Here is a 15215-nt window from a genome sequence, read left to right on the forward strand (position 1 = left end):
CCCGGCGGCGGGCAGGTCAGTGCCGCCCGGCCACCCGGTCAGCCACCCGGGCCAACCGGGACGACTCCCCCGCACCGCTGAGCCGCTCCCGCCGGTCGGCGGCCCGGTAGGTGGCGTACAGGCCCTGCACACCGAGCCACCGGAACGGCTCCGGCTCCCACTTGCGGACCTTGTGCCCGACCCAGGGCAGATCGATCAGTTCGGTCTGCAGGCCCTGTCCCGAGTCCAGTTGGACGAGATCGCGGAGCGTGCGCGCGGCGAGGTTGGCGGTGGCCACGCCCGAACCGACGTAGCCGCCCGCCCAGCCGATCCCCGTCGACCGGTCCAGGGTGACGGTGGCGCACCAGTCGCGCGGTACGCCCAGTACGCCCGACCAGGCGTGGTCGACGCGCACCCCGGCCAGTGCCGGGAAGAACCCGACGAGTATCTCCCGCAGGGCCTCGATGGTCTCGGGCTGCGTCCGACCGTCGTTGTCGGTGCGCGAACCGAAGCGGTACGGCACCCCGCGCCCGCCCAGCGCGATCCGCCCGTCGGCGGTGCGCTGCGCGTACATGTAGGTGTGCGCCATGTCGCCGAGCGTCTCCAGGCCCGCCCAGCCCACCGACTCCCACTGCTCCGGCGACAGCGGCTCGGTGGCGATCATCGACGAGTTCATCGGCAGCCAGGTCCGCCGCTGGCCCTTGAGGCCCGCGGTGAAGCCCTCGGTGCAGCGCAGGACGTAGGGCGCGCGGACGGTGCCGTACGGGGTGACCGCGTGCTTGGGCCGGATCTCCGTGACCGGCGTCAGCTCGTGGATCGTCACGCCCAGCGCCTCGACGGCCGCCGCGAGCCCCTTGACCAGCTTGACGGGGTGCAGGCGCGCGCCGTGCGGCGTCCACGTCGACCCGACCGCGTCGGCCACCCGGATCCGCTCGGCGGTCTCGCGGGCGCCGTACAGCTCGCGGTCCTTCTCGCCGTACGACAGCTCGTGCGCGTGGAACGCCTTCAACCGCGCCAACTGGGCGGGCGTACGGGCGACTTCAAGCACCCCACCCTTGTGGATGTCGGCGTCGATGCCCTCTTCCGCGGCGGCCCGTACGACCTCGTCGACGGTGTCGTTCATGGCGCGCTGCAGCCGTACGGCGGCCTCGTGGCCGTGCAGCTTCGCGTACCGGTCGCGGCCCGCGATGCCGTTGTACAGCCAGCCGCCGTTGCGTCCGGAGGCGCCGTAGCCGCAGAACTTCTGTTCCAGGACGGTGATCCGCAGGAAGGGGACGGCCTTCTTGAGGTAGTACGCCGTCCACAGTCCCGTGTACCCGCCGCCGACGATCACCACGTCCGCGGAGGTGTCCCCCGCGAGCGGCTCACGCACCGAGGGGAGGCCGTCGTGCGCGTACCAGAAGGAGATGGCGCCGTTCACGGCACCGTTGACCGAGCTGCTCATGGGAGGACGTTAATTCGCGTGGGCCGATTCCGGCAGCCCAGTAGGGTCCGCAAAGTGATCGACATTCCGCAGGAGCTCGCCGCATCACAGCACGAGTACAACGGGGAGGCGGGCCGCGCCTTCATCGCCGGGCTCCCGGACCTGACGGCCGGGTTCCTCGACCGCTGGGAGCTGACGGTCGACGGAAGGCCGATGCACGGGGTCAGCGCCCTGGTCCTGCCCGTGACCCGCCGGGACGGCACCCCGGCCGTGCTGAAGCTGCAACTCCTCGACGAGGAGAGCGAGGGCGAGCCGGTCGCCCTGCGCCTGTGGGACGGCGACGGGGCGGTACGCCTCCTCGACCACGACGAGCCCACCGGCACCATGCTCCTCGAACGCCTCGACTCGTCCCGCATGCTCGCGCACCAGCCGGACATCCACGAGTCGGTCCTGGTCATCGCCCGCCTGCTGGCCCACCTCACGTCCCTGACGGCACCCGCCGGCCTGCGCCGCCTCGGCGACATCGCGCAGGACATGCTGGAGCAGACGCCCGGTGCCCTGAAGCACGTCCCGGACCCGGAGGCCCGCCGTATCGTCGCCGACTGCGCGGCCGCCGTACGCGAAGTCGTCGCCGAACCGGGCGACCGCCTGCTGCACTGGGACCTCCACGACGAGAACGTCCTCGCCTCCGCACGCGCCCCCTGGCTCGCCATCGACCCCAAGCCCCTCGCCGGCGACCCGGGCTTCGAACTGTGGCCCGCCCTCGCCAACCGCTTCGACGCCGACGACATCCGCTGGCGCTTCGACGCCATGACCGACGTCCTCGCCCTGGACCGCGCACGCGCGCGTGCATGGACCTACGGCCGACTCCTGCAGAACTGCCTCTGGGACATCGAGGACGGCCGCCCACTGGACGAGGAGCAACTGGAAATCGCCAGAAGGCTCCGCCCGCCGCGCGGCTGACCTCGCCCCACGCGGGCGAGGTCGTCGCCCGCCGACCGCGCCTGACCGGACGCCGCCCTCAACCCACCCACGCGGCAGCCGCCGCCACCGCCTTCAGTTCCTGGGCGACCGCGTCACCGATCATCTCGGCGTCACCGGCACGCAGGTGGCTGACGACGGTGAGTGTGTAGGCGTCGGCGGTGTGCACGAGGCAGAGGTTCGCCGTGCCGGGTGGGGACAGCTGCGGCAGGGGAACGATGCGGGCCAGCGGGCGGCCGTGCAGGCGGCTGGGGTTGTCACGCCACTTGAACGCGGTGCACAGACTCGTCGTGAGCTCGGGGCGGGCCAGCCGCTCGGCCATCACCCCGGCGAGCCACGGCACGGTCCGTGCGGCGCCCTTCAGCGCGGGAAGGAACGCGCGGTGGGCGTCGCAGCGGCGGTCGAACCCGGCGACCTCGTCCTGGCACGCCTGCAGCCGGGCCACCGGGGACTCGACGTCGACGGGCAGCGGCATGCGCAGCGCGGTGACGCCGTTGCCGAGTTGGCCCGCGTTCTGGCGGTTCCGCAGGTCGACCGGCACCGTGGCGTAGAGGGGCGTCGGTGCCTTCGGCCAGGTCCGCAGGGGCCCGTAGCAGGCGTGCAGGGCGCCCGCGTACGCGCTCAGCAGCAGCTCGTTGAGGGTCGCTCCGCGCCCCCCGGCCGGTTGACGTCGGGCGGCCCGCATCACCTGCGGGTCCAGCTCGACCACGGCCACCGAGGGCCGCAGTTCGGGCGTCGCGGGCAGGGGCTGGCCGGGGAACCCGATGCGCCGCAACTCCCGGTACACGGTGCCGGCACCGACGCGGGACCGCTGTCGCACGACCGCGGCGGGGTCCGCCCCGGCCGGGACGCCGGGCCGCGGGGTCACGGCGTCGTCCATCAGCAGCCGGAACAGCGTCTCCAGGGATCTGCCGTCCAGCAGCGCGTGATGGGCGAGCAGCACGATGCCCTGCCGCGTGACCAGCAGCCGCCACAGGGGCCGTTCGGCCGGCAGCAGGTCACTGACGCCGTCGGTGAGCAGGGACCGCAGGTCCTGGTCGGTGGCGGCGACGTGCGCGACGGGATCGAACGGCCGGGCCGTCCGCCACCGATGGCCCGACAGCGCGGCCGGTCCGCCGGGGCGCCGGAGCACCAGGCTCATCCGGTCCAGCCCGCCCCACCGGTCGCGGACCCGGGACCGCACCTGCGCCAGGTCGAACGGCGCACCGGGAAACACCGCGGCGATACCGATCGTCCCCGGCATCCCGTTGCGCAGGTGCCCTTCCTCGACGGCGGTCAGCCGCATGCTCCACAACCTCTCGTGCTCTCGTGATCAACCGCGGGGTGAGTCGAACACGACGCAGGCGTTGTGACCGCCGAAGGCGAAGCTGTTGCTGAGCACCGGCCCGTCCAGGATCTTGCGCGGTTCACCGGTGACCACGTCCAGTTCGCACCGGGGATCCAGCCGCGTCAGATGGGCGGTCGGAGGCGCGAGCCCTTCCCGCACCGAGCAGGCCGTGATCACGGCCTCCAGCGCTCCCGCCAGCCCCAGCCCGTGCCCGGTCACGGCCTTGGGCGCGGTGACCGGCACCGCACGCGGGCCGAACACGGCCGCGATGGCCTGCGCTTCCGCGAGGTCGTTCAGCTCGGTGCCGGTGCCGTGCGCGTTGACGTGGGTGACGGCGTCGGCCGTCGTACCGGCGTCGGCGAGCGCCTGCTCCATGCACGCCCGGGCTCCCGCACCGTCGGGATGCGGTGCCGTGAGGTGGTGGGCGTCGGAGGTACGTCCGTAGCCGGTCAGCGTGGCGTAGATCCGGGCGCCCCTCGCGCGGGCGAGGTCCAGCCGCTCCAGCACCAGGAACGCGGCCCCTTCGGCGAGGACGAACCCACGCCGCCCGATGTCGAACGGCCGTGACGCCGAAGCGGGTTCCTCGCAGTCGGTGACCATCGCACCGGCCCGCCCGAAGGCCAGCGCGGTCGTGGGCGTCAGCGGGCTGTCATGGCCCCCCGCCACCACCACGTCCGCGCATCCCGCCCGGATCATCTGCATCGCCTCACCCACCGCATGCGTGCCCGAGGCACAGGCGGTGGAGATCGTCAGACTGGGTCCGGTGATGCCGAGGCGGGCACTGACCCAGTAGGCACCCGCGTTGTTCATCAGCCGGGGCGCGTAGAGCACATCGGGATGCCCGATGCCGTTCTCCTGGCTGATCACCCCGCCGTACCCGGTACCGGTGACCACCGCCCGCCGCCCGGGACCGACGTGCAGTCCGCCGGCGTCCTCCACGGCGTCCACGGCCGCGCACACGGCCAGCTGCACCGACCGGTCGGCCCGTCGTACCTCCTTGGGCGCGAGATAACCGGTGGGGTCGAAGTCGGTCATCGGACACGCGGGGTAGCGGACCACGCCCTTGTCGTCGAACGCGTGCAGCCGCGTCGCCGAGCGGCACTGCACGAGACTCTCCCAGAGCGCCGCCGGGCTCGCTCCGGCCGCGCAGCGAACTCCCAGGCCGGTCACGGCGACGGCCGGTCGGCCGGTCATCGGGCGAGGGGGGTGCGGGCGGCAGGGGTACGCATCCGCACGATGAGGTCGGCGACATCACCCACGGTGGACACCGCGGCCTTGTCGGTCCCCCGCAGGGACACCCCGAACAGCTCCTCCGACGCCGCCTCCAGTTCGGTGATGTCCAGGCTGTCGGCTCCCAGGTCGGCGACCAGCCGGGCCTGCGGGACCACCGCCTCCGGCGGCACCGACATCACCCGCGCGCACAGCGGGCGCAGCGCTTCCCATACGTCGTCGTGTTCCGCTACGCCGCCGTGTTCCGCTTCCATGCAACTGCCTCCATCTCCTGGTGCCGTCAGGGCACTGACGGCGTCGCCATCCGGGCCCATGCCTCGAACTCCGTGACGACCGCCTCCGCGAGCCGTCCCGCGTCGTTCGGGCGCAGGTTGCACACCACGGTGAGCGTGAACGCGTCCCCCGCCTGGGCCAGGGTGAGGCTGACGGTGCCCGGGTACTGCAGAGGCGGCAGCCCTACCGTGCGCACCAGCCGGCGGCCCTGGAAGGTGCTCGATCCGCCGGGCCACTTCATGGCCGTGGTCGCGGTCGCCGCGAAGCAGGAGTGCCGGCTGCGGCCGGCCAGAAACCTGGTGACCCAGGAGCCCGTCCGGCGAACCGCTTCTGCGGCGGGGAACAGCACGTTCGCGTGGACGGCGGCACGGTCGGGGACGGTGGCCATCGCGGCCTGACAGGCCCGCAGCCGTGCCACGGGACCCTCCACGTCGACGGGCAGCGGAACCCGGATCACCGTGAGGGTGTTCCCGAGTTCCCCCGTGTTCGCGCGACTGCGCAGGTCACACGGTACGGCCGTGTAGACGGGCTCGTCCCGCTGCCGCCACCGCCGCACCGGACCGTACTGCGCGCGCAGTGCCCCGGCCACCGCACCCACCAGCAGCTCGTTCAGCGTCGCACCGCGGCCGTCGGCCGGTTGCCGGCGTGCGGATCGGACCGTGTGCGCGGGCAGTTCCGTCACCGCGACCGAGGAGCACGCCTGCCCCGGCGGCCGCATCGGCAGGGACTGCCCCGCGGCCGCCATCGTCCTGAGCTCGCGGCCCGCCGCCCGCAGCCCGGTCCGCGCGAGCGGCACCGGCCGGGCCGACTCCCGTGCCGTCACGGGGCCGTCCATCAACGAGCGCATCAACGTCGCCAGGGAACGCCCGTCCAGCAGCGCGTGCTGGGCCACCAGCGCCAGGGCGAAGTCACCACCGTGCGTCGCGTCCGGAACGACGAAGAGCCGCCAGGGCGGCACCCCGCCGGCGAGCGGCCGGTTGACGCTCTCCGCCCACAGGTCGTCCAACTTGTGCCGTGCCACGGCGACCTGCACGACGGGATCGAACGGCCCAGGTACGACCCACCGCACACGCCCTGACCGCCCGGGCCGCCCGAACAGCCCCGGCTGCGCCGTCGCGCCACCGCTCTTCGGACCCTCGAGCACGCAGTTCATCCGCTCCATGCCCGCCCACCGCTCGGCGACGAGGGCCCGCACCTGATCCACGTCGGGCTGCTCGCCGGAGAGGACCGCCGCCAGGCCGATGACTCCCGGACACCCGTTGAACAGCAGCATCTCGTCGGCATAGGACAGTCTCATGCGGTCTCTCCGGCTCGCAGTCCAAACGCCCGCCCCGTGATGGAGCGGGCGTTGAACCGAATACTTCCTACGGTCTACTTGAGCGCTCCGCTGTTGCAGCCCATGTCCGAGCCGAGGTGGCTGGGCTGCGCGCCCGGGGAGCCTTCGCCGTTGAGGGCGTTGCCCAGCGCGCCGTTGATGAGACCGAGGCTGCCGAGGACGTCGATGTTCATGTCGTGCGAGCGACACTCGATGCCCTGCGTGATGTCGACGTCGTGGGCCCGCGCCTCACCGTGGGCGACGGCGGTGCCGACACCGAAGGAGCCGACACTGCCGAGGACGGCGCCCATGAGGGCGACCTTCTGAAGCTTGCGCATTTCTTCTCCGTTGGTCGAGCGGATGTGGGGTGCAGCGAAACGCTGTGGAACGGTGGAGACTTACGGAACGGCTGTCAGCCCAGCCGGGGCAGACCCAGCTGGCCCACCGGCGGCGCCGCGACCTGGCCGAGGCCGAGCCCGGGCACCTGCGGTGCGCTGGCCGGCGAGATCAGCGGGTTGATGAGCGGGTTCACCTCAGGGTTCACCTGCGGGTTCACCTGCGGAGCGACCTTCGGCGCGGGCTCCGGGTTGAAGACCTGCGGTGCGGAGACCTGCGGAGCGACCTGCGGCATCACCTGCGGTGCCGTCTGCGGGGTGACCTGCGGCACGACCTGCGGAACGGACGGCTGGGAAGCGGCCGGCGCCGAGGACTGCGGCGAGCCGGAGGCCTGCGCGAAGCCGCCCGAGGTGGCCGAGGCGGAGGCGTAACCGGACTGCTGCTGCGGGGCCGGGGCGGGCGCCGGGGCCGGGGCGGGCGCCGGGGCCGGAGGCGCGTAGTGGGGCGCCGGCTGTGGACGCGTGACCTGGGCGGTGCCCGTCGACCTGGTCACCGCCGTCGCCTGCGGAGCACTCTGCTGGGGCGGCGCGTACTGAGGAGCGGGCGCCGGTGCGTACTGGGGCGCCGCGTACTGCGGGGCAGGCGCCGGGACGTACTGAGGTGCCTGGTACTGAGGAGCGGGCGCCGGTGCGTACTGGGGCGCCGCGTACTGGGGAGGAGGCGCCGGAGCGTACTGAGGCGCCTGATACTCAGGAGCGGGCGCCGGAGCACCGCTGTACCCGACGGGATAGTCGGCGGCCTCGCTGACGCCGGCGCCGATGGCGGTCAGACCGCCGGCCGCTGCTACGACGAGCGCGGCCTTGTGAAGCTTGCGCATGGAACCCTCGGCCCTTCATTACCTGTACAGGGAAATCCGTTGTATTCAGTGCAGTCGTGCGTGCGCTCAGTCTGATATTCGTACTGCGCCCTTACAGGGGTAATGCCTGAGCTGTCATGTGGACTTCACGCCGGAGCAGGCAGCGGATCCCTTTCCAGATCGCTGCCCTCTCCTCAGCTGGCAACGACTTCCCTCCGGCCAGGTCACGGGATACGAATTCCCGTCACTCCATTGCCATCGATCCGATAAAAGGCTCTGCGGCTTGTCGACGAATAACACCCTCTGGCAAACGGGTGACCGCGCCCCGACTCACGTGACCCGCCCGGCAATTGGCTCGTTCCCCCCACAGGGTCGGAGCGATGGTCCATCGCAGCCGCATTTCATACGTTCCACGCACAGGTCAATGAAGGGCCGGGGTTCCATGCGCAAGCTTCATCAGGTCGCGCTCGTCGTAGCAGCAGCCAGTGGTCTGTCGGCCATCGGAGTCGCGCCCAGCGTCGCCGGCGACGTACCCCTCGGGTACGGCGGTGCTCCGGCACCCGTTGGACAGCCGGACACCCAGGCCGCCTCGTGGACCCGTTCACAGGCGACCGCACAGTCCTCCAACTCGCCGACCACGCACCGGCAGGCGGCCCCGGCTCCGCAGCGGGGCGCCGAAGTCAGCCCGCAGGTCAACCCCCAACTGAGCCCGAAGATCAGCCCGCAGGTCAACCAGCAGCCCGCCACGGCGCCGGCCGGCCCGCTGGAGCAGGCCAACCTGTTCCGCCCGTACCAGGAGTGCAGCCCGCAGTCCGTGCTCAACGCGGCCGTCCCCGTCGCCGTCCTCGCCGCCGCCGAGACCCGCGGCGTCGACTGCGACCAGGCCAACAGCCAGGCGAACTCCTTCGCTCACGCCCAGTCGCGCTAGGGCGCACGGCTCGAGGAGCTCAACGAGCCGCCGTGACCAGCACTTTCTCTCCACGCCACGGCTGGCGCTGCGGCTTCCGGGTGCTTCTGCCACGAGATCATCAGCCCCGGCGTGCCTCCGGGACATAACGGGATACTTCGTATTAATCTTCCGTAACTGTACGAAGTCGATCTCCTACAGATCGCACCCACCTCACTCCACCGGAGATGACATGCACAAGCTTCGCAAGGCTGCCGTCGTGGCCGTGGCCATCGGCACCGTCGGATTCCTGGGCGCCGGGACGGCCACCGCCGACGGCGGCCACGGCGGCCACGGCGGCAAGGACGGGGGCAAGTTCAGCGTCCTGCAGAGCTCCAACTGCAAGTCGCACGACCTGAACGTCGACGTCCTCGGCCAGGTCGGCGTGCTCAACGGCCTGCTGGGCAGCGCGCTCAACGGCGAGGGCGACCCGGGCGCGCAGGACACGCACCTCGGCTCGTCGATGGGCTGCAACAACAGCGCCTTCTGATCCAGGCACTGACGGTCGCCTAGTCGACCTAAGCGGGACAGGTCCCGGTACCGAGCCTCAGGCCCGGTACCGGGACTCTTTTTCGTTTCACACATACACACCCCAATTCGCTCCAATTCCTTATAACAATATGAATTTCTTATCCATCGGCCAAGATGGTGAGACTTTCCCTGATTCGGCGTGCCGCCGAATTCTTCGAAATATTTCCTATTAGCCTCCGTAACTGTTCGAAGTCGATCTCTCCAGGGATCGCACCCACTCCACTCCACCGGAGATGAATATGCACAAGCTCCACAAGGCCGCCGTCCTGGTCGCCGCTCTCGGGAGCGTCGGACTCCTGGGCGCCGGCGTCGCCCACGCCGACGGAGGCGGCTGGGGCCACAAGGACAAGGGCACGGGCTCGAGCTTCAGCGTCCTGCAGAGCAGCAACTGCAAGTCGCACGACGCCAACGTGGACATCCTCGGCCAGGTCGGCATCGCGAACGGCCTGGGCGGCAACCTGCTGAACGGCGAGGGCAACCCCGGCACGCAGGAGACCGGCCTGGGCTCGTCCATGGGCTGCAGCAACACCGTCGGCGGCAAGTGACGTAGCGCCGCACGCTCCCCCGGTGCCCCGGCCCCAGGCCGGGGCACCGGTCTTTTCCCGGCCGGGCACGGCCCCGGAAAGAACGAAATGCCGGACCGGGCTCATGCCCGGTCCGGCATCGTGTGCTCGCGCCTCGTAAAGCGCGCCTCAGAAGTCGAATTTGGGGAGCTTGACGCCCTTGGGCAGCTCCGCCCGGTTGTTGCATTCCACGACCGGGCCGCTCGCCGTGGACCCGTCCTCCGCCGTGCGACCCTCGGGCTGCGTGAAGCGCGGCCGCTCCGTCGTCGAGCAGTCGTGCTTCTGCTGGACGACATATCCGTTGCGCTTGTCCTTGTGGACGACCTCGCTCTTCTTGACGCAGACGATGTCCCCCTGCGCGGTGATCGTGCAGGCACCCTTGGGGTCTTCGTCGGCGTACGCCGGCGCGGCACCGCTGTAGATCACGGCGAGAGCCCCGAGGAGCCCCGAGACGGTTGCGATCTTCTGTCGACCGATCATGTACGGCGTTCCTTTGCAAGGAGAAGGTCGAATACGGAAACTGCTGCAGCCCGGACGCGCACCCTGATGGGTCTGCCGCGCGTCCGGGCTGCATTTGCTAAGGGTGTTGTCCAGCACACCGTCGAAAACAGCTCGATCCGGTCCAGGAGCTGGGGTGCGGATCGCGCGATATGCATAACGGTGTTCCGACGGATTTCGATGCGCTCGTCGCGACGCTCCGAGGCGATGCCCTAAGGGGCCGACTGCGGCTCGCAGTTGGGAGCCACCAGCCCCGCGGTGGTCACGACGACATTCGCAGTGCCCTGAAACTCGCGCACCGAACCCTCGGCACTTCCTTACTGAGCGGCGTACGGAGCGGAGTACTCGCCGTAGCCGTACTCCGGCGCGGCGGCCTTGGGAGCGGCCTCCGGCGCAACCTGCGGGGCAGCCTCCGGAGCGACCTGCGGGGCAGCGTGCGGAGCGGCCTGCGCCTTGTCGGCCGGAACGCCCCACGTGGCAACGGCGTTGGCCGTCGAGGTGGACACCGCGGAGACGATCTGGCCGTCAAAGCCGTCGCCCTCGTGAGCGAAGGCACTGCCGGCGGCACCGAACGCGGACAGCCCTGCGACCGCTGCGGCTACGACCGCAACGCGCTGAAACCTGCGCATAGTTTGACCCTTTCTTCCCGGGCACGAAGCCCTGGTTGACTACTTAATGTGAGCATATACAAACGAACCGTAGCAATTTGGGACCTTTAGCCCTTATCTGTGTCGTGTCGGCATACGAAACGGCGGATGGCCGGACCGGGTTGACCCGGTCCGGCCATCCGCCGTTGGAGGCTCAGCCCAGGATGCGGGAAAGCAGCGGGCCGCCGTCGTTCGTGTCACTGGCGTCGGTGGCCGGCACGGGCGACATTTCGGCGCAGGTGATGTGGGGGCCGATCCGCGTCTGCCCGTTGGACAGAAGTCCGGGAGTGGGCAGGGTCAAGGGCTGGGTGGGCTGGCAGTTCACCGACCGGCGGACGATGAACCCGTCCCCCTCGGGGGTCTGCCCCTGGACCTGCTGGGTGCAGATGATGTTGCCCTGGGAGTCGAGCGAGCAGACGCCCGGGCCCGCCGCGTGGGCCTGGCCGGCGCCGAGACAGGTCATGGCGAGGCCACCGAGAAGCCCGGTGACAGCCGCGATCTTCTTTCCGTTGAACATGTGTTGCGTCTCCTTTTGCGGGGGGTGCCCGAGCGCAATACACCGCGAACCGGCCGCGCCGGGCCCTGGGGAAATCGGAGAGACGGGTCCCCGCGTCCGGTTCATGTCCCAGACGTTCGGGGCCGTTTCGCTAGAAATGAAGGACCGACCTGAGGGTGACTGGTCCTCGGGGAACCAACCGCTCATCGGTGCGCCGGAGTTCAGGACAGCAGCGAACGCATACGGGCCCACGGAGCGGCCTCGCGCTCCGGGCAGCCGCACATGAACGGGCCCCCTCGGGGGTGACCCCGAAGGGGCCCGCGGAAGGCGTCGCGCACGACTAAGCCGCCGACCTCAGCCAGTGAAGGCGTTGTTGAACTGGCCGCAAGTGGTGTCGAAGGTCTCGGACAGACCGAGCACCGCGACCGGGATGGAGGCCTCGCCAACCGTCTGGGGGCTGCACTCCTGGTAGGGGCGGTAGAGGTCGGACACGCTCGGCCCGCTCTCGTACGCGACACCGGTACCGGCACCGATGGCGGACAGGCTGCCGGCCGCCGCTGCGACGATCATGACCTGGTGAAGCTTGCGCATGGAACCCTCGGATTTCATTACATGTACATTGAGGCTGATTGCCTACTGTGACTGAACGAACACTAGCAGTAGCGATGCTAATCCACTTTGAGCATGTCCCGTGTCACAGCGGGGACATGGAGGTGTTCGAAGGTGCATTCGCGGACCGGCAAAGCCGCTCGGCGGGCGAATGAAATGAGGGGATGAAAAACGAACCGCGGGGCGGTGTCCTCGACAACCGCCCCGCTGATTGAGCCCCCTGTCGGATTCGAACCGACGACCTGCTGTTTACAAGACAGCCGCTCTGGACCAGCTGAGCTAAGGAGGCCTGCGCGCGCCGTCACGCACGCGCCCGTGCAGTGTACCCAGGTTCCGAGTGGGCCCTGTCGAAAATTTCCGCGAAGTTCACATGCCCTCGGGTACTGACAGATCAGGCGAACGCCAGGTACCGTCCAGAGCCAGTCCGCACATGTGGACTAAACCAACCACCTTCCTACAACGGATCGTCCGGCACGTTCCTGCCGGTAGAAGGGGGCCCATTCACCATGGCCACTGTCTCGTTCGACAAGGCGACCCGGATCTACCCGGGTTCCGAGAAGCCCGCTGTTGACGCGCTCGACATCGAGATCGAGGACGGGGAGTTCCTCGTTCTGGTCGGCCCGTCCGGCTGCGGCAAGTCCACCTCGCTCCGGATGCTCGCGGGGCTCGAGGACGTGAACGCCGGCGCCATCCGCATCGGTGACCGCGACGTCACGCACCTGCCGCCGAAGGACCGGGACATCGCCATGGTGTTCCAGAACTACGCGCTGTACCCGCACATGACCGTCGCCGACAACATGGGCTTCGCGCTCAAGATCGCCGGCGTGCCGAAGGCGGAGATCCGTCAGAAGGTCGAGGACGCGGCGAAGATCCTCGACCTCACCGAGTACCTCGGTCGCAAGCCGAAGGCGCTCTCCGGCGGTCAGCGCCAGCGTGTCGCGATGGGCCGCGCCATCGTGCGTGAGCCGCAGGTCTTCCTCATGGACGAGCCGCTGTCCAACCTGGACGCCAAGCTCCGTGTGTCGACCCGTACGCAGATCGCCTCGCTGCAGCGCCGTCTCGGCATCACCACCGTCTACGTCACCCACGACCAGGTCGAGGCCATGACGATGGGCGACCGCGTGGCGGTCCTCAAGGACGGTCTGCTCCAGCAGATCGACACCCCGCGCAACATGTACGACCGCCCGGCCAACCTCTTCGTCGCCGGCTTCATCGGCTCCCCGGCCATGAACCTGGTCGAGGTCCCGATCACCGACGGCGGTGTGAAGTTCGGCAACTCGGTGGTCCCGGTCGACCGCGACGCGCTGTCCGCCGCCACCGACAAGACCGTCACCGTCGGTGTCCGTCCCGAGCACTTCGATGTGGCCGGCGCCGACTCGGACCAGGGCCTCGCGGTCACCGTGAACGTCGTCGAGGAGCTCGGCGCCGACGCGTACGTCTACGGCACCGCCAAGGTCGGCGGCGACGACTCCAAGGACCTCGTCGTCCGTGTCAGCGGCCGTGACGTCCCGGAGAAGGGCAGCACGCTGCACGTCGTCCCGCGCGCCGGCGAGACCCACGTGTTCGCGACCTCCACGGGCGCGCGGCTCTCCGACTGAGCGAGCGCCGACGCCTGAGGCAGAGGCGGCACAACCCCGGGTAATTCACCCAGGTTGACGAAGAGGGCCCCGCAGAGCGCTGCGGGGCCCTTCTCGTTGTCGACAAATACCCCGGCATACCCGGCCATTTCGAGCGCTGTACGTCAACGCGCCGCAGGGGAAGAGGCACCTCTTCGTCCCTCGAAACGGTGACCAAATGTCGCCATATCAGTACTGAACGCTACCCTCACTCGCGTGAAGCACTCCACCATCCAACAGACACGACGCGGCCAGCGGGGCCCCGCCCGCCAGCTCGGCCGCACTCTCGCCCTCGTCCTGCCCGTCGTCCTGGTGCTCTCCGGGACGCTCGCGGTCACCCGGGTCAACTGGTCGGGGAACCCCTCGGACTCGGTGCTGACCGCGACCGACGTCTCGAGCGCGCGTGACACCAAGAACGCCGCTCCGCGCGCCCCTCAGGACGTGCTGCGCGACCAGCTCCTGACCGAGCTCCAGGAGGAGGACCCGGGCGTCGCCCTCACCCACCTCCAGCAGGCCGTCCACGACCGTCCGTCGCTGGGGCGGCACTGCGCCTCGATCGCCCGTGCGCTGGGGCGTGCGGCGGTCCGTGTGTACGGACCCACGCGGGCGCAGTCGTATGCCCGGCCCGTCTGCGACACCGCGTTCGCGTCGGGGGTGGCGGCGGCGCACGGCTAGCCATCCCCTTTTCGGAGAACACTCCGCTTCCGGACCGTAACGTCTGATTAAGGAACGGTTGCAGGTGAATGCCGTGAGCGGGGCGCCGCGTACAGTTCGGTCATGACTGATCCGAACGCCGCGTCCCGCCCCGTTCAAGCCGTTGTCCTGGCCGGTGGCCAGGGTTCCCGGCTGCGCCCGTACACCGACGATCGGCCCAAGCCGATGGTGGAGATCCCCGGTACGGGGACGCCGATCATCGGCCACCAGCTCACCTGGCTCGCCGAAGAGGGCGTGACCGACGTGGTGGTCAGCTGTGGGCATCTCGCCGAGGTGCTGCAGGACTGGCTGAAGTCGGCCGAGCTGCCGGTGCGGGTCACGACCGTCGTGGAGACGGAGCCGCTCGGGCGGGGTGGTGGTCTGAAGTACGCGGCGGCGCATCTGCCGCATCCGGACCGGCCCTGGTACGCGACCAACGGTGACATCTGGACCCGTTTCTCGCTGCGCGACATGGCGGACTTCCATGCGGAGCGCGACGCGGTCGCGACGCTGGCGCTCGCACGGCCGCGGATTCCCTGGGGTGCGGTGAAGACGGACGGCTTCGGGCACATCACGGACTTCATCGAGGCGCCGCCGTCGACCTTCGAGATCAACGCGGGCGTCTACGTCTTCTCCCCCGCTTTCGCCGGCCTCCTCCCCGAGCGCGGCGACCACGAACGCACGACCTTCCCCCACCTGGCCCGCGAACGCCGCCTGGCCGGGTTCCCGATCCCGCAGGGCGCGTACTGGCGCGCCATCGACACGGCGAAGGACCTGACGGAGGCGGCGAAGGAACTGGCGGCGCTGGGGCGCTGACGCCTCCGGCGGTTGCGGCGGGATGCCTGCGGCGGCCTGTTCCGCCCCTTCACCCCCGCCAGGGGGCTGCGCCCCCTGGA

18 protein-coding genes and 1 tRNA gene are annotated in these 15215 nt (G+C 70.1%); 7 read left to right on the top strand and 12 right to left on the bottom strand.

The features are described 5' to 3' along the window. Window positions 1–16: 16 nt before the first annotated feature. Entirely contained in the window at window positions 17–1423 is a 1407-nt protein-coding gene (locus AB5J55_RS19235; protein ID WP_369271876.1) for an NAD(P)/FAD-dependent oxidoreductase, read from the bottom strand. A gap of 54 nt (window positions 1424–1477) precedes the next feature. Here AB5J55_RS19235 and AB5J55_RS19240 point away from each other — a divergent pair, with 54 nt between their 5' ends. Next, the gene (locus tag AB5J55_RS19240; RefSeq protein ID WP_369271877.1) at window positions 1478–2365 is read left to right on the top strand and encodes an aminoglycoside phosphotransferase family protein; all 888 of its coding nucleotides are present in this window, start codon (window positions 1478–1480) and stop codon (window positions 2363–2365) included. 58 nt (window positions 2366–2423) lie between these two features. On the opposite strand, the gene AB5J55_RS19245 is transcribed toward AB5J55_RS19240, so the two are convergent. From AB5J55_RS19245 to AB5J55_RS19270, 6 genes are all read right to left on the bottom strand, one after another. After that, window positions 2424–3668 (bottom strand): wax ester/triacylglycerol synthase domain-containing protein, encoded by a 1245-nt coding sequence (locus AB5J55_RS19245; protein ID WP_369271878.1) that lies wholly within the window; start codon window positions 3666–3668, stop codon window positions 2424–2426. Window positions 3669–3695: 27 nt separating this feature from the next. Further along, window positions 3696–4904, bottom strand: coding sequence for a beta-ketoacyl synthase (locus AB5J55_RS19250; protein ID WP_369271879.1), 1209 nt, complete (start codon window positions 4902–4904; stop codon window positions 3696–3698). Beyond that, window positions 4901–5194 carry a phosphopantetheine-binding protein gene (locus AB5J55_RS19255; protein WP_369271880.1) on the bottom strand — a complete coding sequence of 98 codons (294 nt, stop codon included), beginning with the start codon at window positions 5192–5194 and terminating at the stop codon, window positions 4901–4903. The genes AB5J55_RS19250 and AB5J55_RS19255 overlap by 4 nt, the downstream gene beginning before the upstream one ends. Before the next feature lie 26 nt (window positions 5195–5220). Beyond that, window positions 5221–6510 (bottom strand): WS/DGAT domain-containing protein, encoded by a 1290-nt coding sequence (locus AB5J55_RS19260; protein ID WP_369271881.1) that lies wholly within the window; start codon window positions 6508–6510, stop codon window positions 5221–5223. A gap of 74 nt (window positions 6511–6584) precedes the next feature. After that, window positions 6585–6866 carry a hypothetical protein gene (locus AB5J55_RS19265; protein ID WP_369271882.1) on the bottom strand — a complete coding sequence of 94 codons (282 nt, stop codon included), beginning with the start codon at window positions 6864–6866 and terminating at the stop codon, window positions 6585–6587. Window positions 6867–6940: 74 nt separating this feature from the next. Further along, entirely contained in the window at window positions 6941–7741 is an 801-nt protein-coding gene (locus tag AB5J55_RS19270; protein ID WP_369271883.1) for a hypothetical protein, read from the bottom strand. Window positions 7742–8162: 421 nt separating this feature from the next. Between AB5J55_RS19270 and AB5J55_RS19275 the strand changes: the two genes are divergently transcribed. The 3 genes from AB5J55_RS19275 to AB5J55_RS19285 all read left to right on the top strand — a co-directional run bounded on the left by AB5J55_RS19275 (window position 8163) and on the right by AB5J55_RS19285 (window position 9742). Further along, window positions 8163–8648 (top strand): hypothetical protein, encoded by a 486-nt coding sequence (locus AB5J55_RS19275; RefSeq protein WP_369271884.1) that lies wholly within the window; start codon window positions 8163–8165, stop codon window positions 8646–8648. Between the two features lie 211 nt (window positions 8649–8859). Further along, the gene (locus AB5J55_RS19280) at window positions 8860–9156 is read left to right on the top strand and encodes a hypothetical protein (RefSeq protein ID WP_369271885.1); all 297 of its coding nucleotides are present in this window, start codon (window positions 8860–8862) and stop codon (window positions 9154–9156) included. A gap of 280 nt (window positions 9157–9436) precedes the next feature. Next, window positions 9437–9742 carry a hypothetical protein gene (locus AB5J55_RS19285; protein WP_369271886.1) on the top strand — a complete coding sequence of 102 codons (306 nt, stop codon included), beginning with the start codon at window positions 9437–9439 and terminating at the stop codon, window positions 9740–9742. 147 nt (window positions 9743–9889) lie between these two features. Here AB5J55_RS19285 and AB5J55_RS19290 read toward each other — a convergent pair whose 3' ends face one another. The 5 genes from AB5J55_RS19290 to AB5J55_RS19310 all read right to left on the bottom strand — a co-directional run bounded on the left by AB5J55_RS19290 (window position 9890) and on the right by AB5J55_RS19310 (window position 12299). Beyond that, window positions 9890–10240 carry a hypothetical protein gene (locus AB5J55_RS19290; RefSeq protein ID WP_369271887.1) on the bottom strand — a complete coding sequence of 117 codons (351 nt, stop codon included), beginning with the start codon at window positions 10238–10240 and terminating at the stop codon, window positions 9890–9892. Window positions 10241–10575: 335 nt separating this feature from the next. Continuing rightward, entirely contained in the window at window positions 10576–10887 is a 312-nt protein-coding gene (locus tag AB5J55_RS19295) for a hypothetical protein (RefSeq protein WP_369271888.1), read from the bottom strand. A gap of 172 nt (window positions 10888–11059) precedes the next feature. Beyond that, window positions 11060–11422 carry a hypothetical protein gene (locus AB5J55_RS19300; protein WP_369271889.1) on the bottom strand — a complete coding sequence of 121 codons (363 nt, stop codon included), beginning with the start codon at window positions 11420–11422 and terminating at the stop codon, window positions 11060–11062. 333 nt (window positions 11423–11755) lie between these two features. Beyond that, entirely contained in the window at window positions 11756–11992 is a 237-nt protein-coding gene (locus AB5J55_RS19305; RefSeq protein ID WP_369271890.1) for a hypothetical protein, read from the bottom strand. Window positions 11993–12224: 232 nt separating this feature from the next. Beyond that, a tRNA-Thr gene (locus AB5J55_RS19310) sits at window positions 12225–12299 on the bottom strand. A 217-nt stretch (window positions 12300–12516) separates the two neighbouring features. Here AB5J55_RS19310 and AB5J55_RS19315 point away from each other — a divergent pair. The 3 genes from AB5J55_RS19315 to AB5J55_RS19325 all read left to right on the top strand — a co-directional run bounded on the left by AB5J55_RS19315 (window position 12517) and on the right by AB5J55_RS19325 (window position 15135). After that, window positions 12517–13608, top strand: a complete 1092-nt coding sequence (locus AB5J55_RS19315) for an ABC transporter ATP-binding protein (protein WP_369271891.1) — start codon at window positions 12517–12519, stop codon at window positions 13606–13608. Between the two features lie 234 nt (window positions 13609–13842). Then, on the top strand, window positions 13843–14301 hold the full coding sequence (locus AB5J55_RS19320; protein WP_369271892.1) for a hypothetical protein: 459 nt from the start codon (window positions 13843–13845) through the stop codon (window positions 14299–14301). 102 nt (window positions 14302–14403) lie between these two features. Beyond that, entirely contained in the window at window positions 14404–15135 is a 732-nt protein-coding gene (locus tag AB5J55_RS19325; RefSeq protein WP_369271893.1) for an NDP-sugar synthase, read from the top strand. Window positions 15136–15215: the final 80 nt, after the last annotated feature.

Source organism: Streptomyces sp. R11, from assembly GCF_041051905.1.
In the GTDB taxonomy this organism is placed as follows: Bacteria; Actinomycetota; Actinomycetes; order Streptomycetales; family Streptomycetaceae; genus Streptomyces.

Coding starts and splice junctions, on each gene's coding strand:
- AB5J55_RS19235 (WP_369271876.1), bottom strand. CDS start 1,423: ATGAGCAGCTCGGTCAACGGTGCCGTGAACGGCGCCATCTCCTTCTGG.
- AB5J55_RS19245 (WP_369271878.1), bottom strand. CDS start 3,668: ATGCGGCTGACCGCCGTCGAGGAAGGGCACCTGCGCAACGGGATGCCG.
- AB5J55_RS19250 (WP_369271879.1), bottom strand. CDS start 4,904: ATGACCGGCCGACCGGCCGTCGCCGTGACCGGCCTGGGAGTTCGCTGC.
- AB5J55_RS19255 (WP_369271880.1), bottom strand. CDS start 5,194: ATGGAAGCGGAACACGGCGGCGTAGCGGAACACGACGACGTATGGGAA.
- AB5J55_RS19260 (WP_369271881.1), bottom strand. CDS start 6,510: ATGAGACTGTCCTATGCCGACGAGATGCTGCTGTTCAACGGGTGTCCG.
- AB5J55_RS19265 (WP_369271882.1), bottom strand. CDS start 6,866: ATGCGCAAGCTTCAGAAGGTCGCCCTCATGGGCGCCGTCCTCGGCAGT.
- AB5J55_RS19270 (WP_369271883.1), bottom strand. CDS start 7,741: ATGCGCAAGCTTCACAAGGCCGCGCTCGTCGTAGCAGCGGCCGGCGGT.
- AB5J55_RS19275 (WP_369271884.1), top strand. CDS start 8,163: ATGCGCAAGCTTCATCAGGTCGCGCTCGTCGTAGCAGCAGCCAGTGGT.
- AB5J55_RS19280 (WP_369271885.1), top strand. CDS start 8,860: ATGCACAAGCTTCGCAAGGCTGCCGTCGTGGCCGTGGCCATCGGCACC.
- AB5J55_RS19285 (WP_369271886.1), top strand. CDS start 9,437: ATGCACAAGCTCCACAAGGCCGCCGTCCTGGTCGCCGCTCTCGGGAGC.
- AB5J55_RS19290 (WP_369271887.1), bottom strand. CDS start 10,240: ATGATCGGTCGACAGAAGATCGCAACCGTCTCGGGGCTCCTCGGGGCT.
- AB5J55_RS19295 (WP_369271888.1), bottom strand. CDS start 10,887: ATGCGCAGGTTTCAGCGCGTTGCGGTCGTAGCCGCAGCGGTCGCAGGG.
- AB5J55_RS19300 (WP_369271889.1), bottom strand. CDS start 11,422: ATGTTCAACGGAAAGAAGATCGCGGCTGTCACCGGGCTTCTCGGTGGC.
- AB5J55_RS19305 (WP_369271890.1), bottom strand. CDS start 11,992: ATGCGCAAGCTTCACCAGGTCATGATCGTCGCAGCGGCGGCCGGCAGC.
- AB5J55_RS19315 (WP_369271891.1), top strand. CDS start 12,517: ATGGCCACTGTCTCGTTCGACAAGGCGACCCGGATCTACCCGGGTTCC.
- AB5J55_RS19325 (WP_369271893.1), top strand. CDS start 14,404: ATGACTGATCCGAACGCCGCGTCCCGCCCCGTTCAAGCCGTTGTCCTG.